Below are 3,321 nucleotides of genomic sequence, written 5' to 3'. Positions count from 1 at the left end.
CCTTTTGAATAATCTCCACATTCAATGAACTTTTCTACTGCCTGCTTGATACGTATTATTCTGTATTATTCATAGAGCCCGTTTACCTTTTCCCAGTTAAGAACCTTTTTCAGTTTGACTAAATCATGGTCCTGAGGCACAATATCTTCAATAAGGGAATCGGTCAGTTCCTTTTGTCTTTTAAAACCTGTAAAAATATGAAAACTCCTTTAATAATATAAGGCTTTGTTTTAAAGAGGTTTTACCATATGTTACAGGTTTTTTAATTCAATACAATTGAAATTCTTGACTAATCATTCACCAGAAACTAATTAGGACAGCCATGATAAATATCTAATATTAAACTATCGTATAATTTTTGCATCCAAATAACACTAATAGAAAATTTTCATTATTCCATTAGAAGAATAATTTTCCCGATGATATCACCCTGTTCAAGTAATCTGTGTGCCTCTGATGCATCCTTTAAAGGAAAGGTCCTATTTACAATCACGGACAATTTTTCTGTGTCAAACAGTCTTGCACATTCTTCAAGAATTTCCCTGTGATGGAGCTGGATTTCGATCAGATCATAATACATAGGTGTCAACATAAGTTCTAATATGATTGATAAATTTCGCAACCTGGCTTCAGTCCAATCACCAGCACCATGTACTGGACTCAGAAGAGCTATAAGGGTGCCATATAATTTAACACACGAGAAAGTTCTGTAAAATGTTTCTCCTCCCACCAGATCAAGTGCCAGGTCTACCCCTTTACCTTCAGTCCATTCCATAATTTCCTTTACAAAATCATTTCCTGTTACGATTATTACTTTTTCTGCACCAAGCTTTTTTACAATATCAGCCTGTTTTTTACTTACCACTGTTGTGGCAACCCTTGATCCTCTATTATGGGCAAGCTGTACCGCTAAATGACCTACTCCTCCTGCTCCGGCATGAATTAAAACACTATCTCCCCCTGAGAGTCTCCCCTTATCAAAAAGGCACTCCCAGGATGTGATTAGAGAAGATGGGCAGGCTGCCGCTTCGGCAAAGGAAAGCGATTCAGGTTTAATGGCTGCAAACCACTCGTCTATCACTGTATATTCTGCATATGTACCCGGTGTTTTCCCAAAACCTCCGCAGATAAAATAAATCTTATCTCCAGGTTTAAATCTTTTCACCTCCGGACCTATTTCCTCAACAACACCAGCCCCATCGAGCCCAAGAATTTGGGGGAGTCTTGATGGATACCAGGTTCCTCTGATACGTTGCTTAATATCAACGGGGTTCATACCGGCAGCTTTCACTTTTACAAGTAGCTCTGAACCTCTTTTTATAGCTGGTACCGGTATGTTTTCTATCTTCAATACCTCTGGACCACCCCTTTCTGTCATCAAAACAGCCTTCATATAAAACCTCTAAACATTATAAAAAATTATACTATAAAATCACCCTTCCTTTTTGTAGTTAAGGGGCACCTTGTATTTGCTTCGACTAACCCCATTTGGTACAATACAGATAAAACCAAAAGGATCTTCCCCTATTTGATAGAATTGATGTGATTCATTTGATTCTATTAAGATTGCATCATTGGGCCTAAGTAAAAATTCTTTATCCTTTACAACCATTTTACCTTTCCCCCTTAGAACAAACACCTCATGCTCATAATTATGCTGATCAATTGATGTCTTACCACCCTTCTGCAATTCAAAGTAGCGCATTTCAAAATTAGGCGCCCCAAACTCTTCAACGATTAAATACTTAATCGAAACACCTCTCATGTAAACCCTATTAATACTTTCTTCAGGTACTTCATCAATATTAATCTTGTGCATATCATCCACCATTATGAAATAAAATATGATTTACTAATTTAAAATTTTGAAAAAATTCACCAGAATACAAAAGATAATGAGAAAAATTCAGAATGATGCTTTCAAATTATCACTTCAAATTATTATTACAGTAAACTCCCTTGATGAGGTCAGATGGATCAGGGTCGGTACATTCCATTTCACAGTATCTTATAGCTTCTTCAATTTCATTATAAACCTTTTTTTCAATTTCTTCATATCCAACAGCTGATATAATGCCCTCAGAGAACAAATCATTTCTAAATCGGGCTACCGGGTCTTTTTTTTCACCCTCCCGTTTTTCAGTAGCGTCTCTATATATATCTGCATCACTTATAGAATGCCTCATCCACCGATGTACCATGCACTCAATCAGAGTTGGACCTTCTCCCTTCCTAGCCCTCTCAATAGCTGTTAAGGTTTCCTTAAAAACAGCACGTACATCATTTCCATCAAGGTTTATTCCAGGGATACCATAACCTTTTGCTCTTATATAAAGTTTTTCCAGACCAGTTGCCTTTTTAACAGAAACAGATATAGAATACCCATTATTAACAAGCACAAATATCACAGGTAGTTTCATAGATGCTGCGAGATTCAAACCTTCATGAAAATCCCCTCTATTAGCAGCACCATCGCCAAAAAAGTCAATAACTACACTGTTATTTTTCTTTAGCTTTAAACCCAGAGCAGCACCTACAGCCAAAGGAATACCTGAGCCAATTATACCTGGCATTGGAAGAATATGCTTAGATAGATCACCATACATGTGCGAACCAGTGGGCACCCTTCCACCACCTAAACCCTCTTTCTTTCCGTAATAACCTGCCATAAGTTCTTTAAGGCCTATTCCCCTCATTAATGCCGGTGCCTTCCCCCTGTGTGTTAGAAGTACATAGTCATCAGGTCCCATAGCATAACAAACTCCAACATTCACCGCTTCCTGGCCTACCCCGGGATGATGGTGCCCTGACAACCTGCCTTCTCGAAATAGTATGGTAATACGCTCTTCAAGCCTCCTGCTCAATACTATCCAGTAAAGCATCACTTTTAGAGAACTTGCTCTAAGCTCCATTATTGAATACCCATAGAATAAGTAATGTTTGTCTTAAAAAGCATTAAGTTATTAAAGAACTATGTTTTTAAAAATACTAAGCCGAACAACTAACAATTATCTCACAGGGAATGCAAATTGAAACTATCAGGATTTTCCAGTACTTCCTTAACAACACCAAGAAACTTCGCACCCCTCCCCCCGGTTATGACCCTGTGATCGAAAGTCGAACCTAACAACATTTTTTTCTTATAACAATAGCATCATTACAAACAGAAGGTGTATCAGATACTACCCCCATATACATAATTGCTGTTTGGGGAGGGAAAATTAAAGATGTTCCAGAATATATACCATATACACCAATATTTGTGAATTGATAGGAAGTTTTATAATTCGAGATTCGCCAACAAACGAAAAAAACCGTGAA

At 37.5% G+C, this 3,321-nt stretch carries 3 protein-coding genes and 1 pseudogene; all 4 read right to left on the bottom strand.

The features are described 5' to 3' along the window. Positions 1–391: 391 nt before the first annotated feature. Entirely contained in the window at positions 392–1,393 is a 1,002-nt protein-coding gene (locus ACUVXA_RS18515; protein ID WP_445872768.1) for a zinc-dependent alcohol dehydrogenase family protein, read from the bottom strand. A 39-nt stretch (positions 1,394–1,432) separates the two neighbouring features. After that, a complete protein-coding gene (locus tag ACUVXA_RS18510; protein WP_445872767.1) occupies positions 1,433–1,819 on the bottom strand; it encodes a cupin domain-containing protein in 387 nt (128 codons plus the stop codon). 109 nt (positions 1,820–1,928) lie between these two features. Then, a complete protein-coding gene (locus tag ACUVXA_RS18505) occupies positions 1,929–2,912 on the bottom strand; it encodes a thiamine pyrophosphate-dependent dehydrogenase E1 component subunit alpha (protein ID WP_445872766.1) in 984 nt (327 codons plus the stop codon). A 101-nt stretch (positions 2,913–3,013) separates the two neighbouring features. Continuing rightward, positions 3,014–3,258: pseudogene (locus ACUVXA_RS18500) on the bottom strand (2-oxo acid dehydrogenase subunit E2). Positions 3,259–3,321 lie beyond the last annotated feature (63 nt).

This window comes from Candidatus Jordarchaeum sp., from assembly GCF_052745115.1.
The sequence above is the reverse complement of the archived record's forward strand: the minus strand, read 5'-3'. Positions and strand labels throughout refer to the sequence as shown.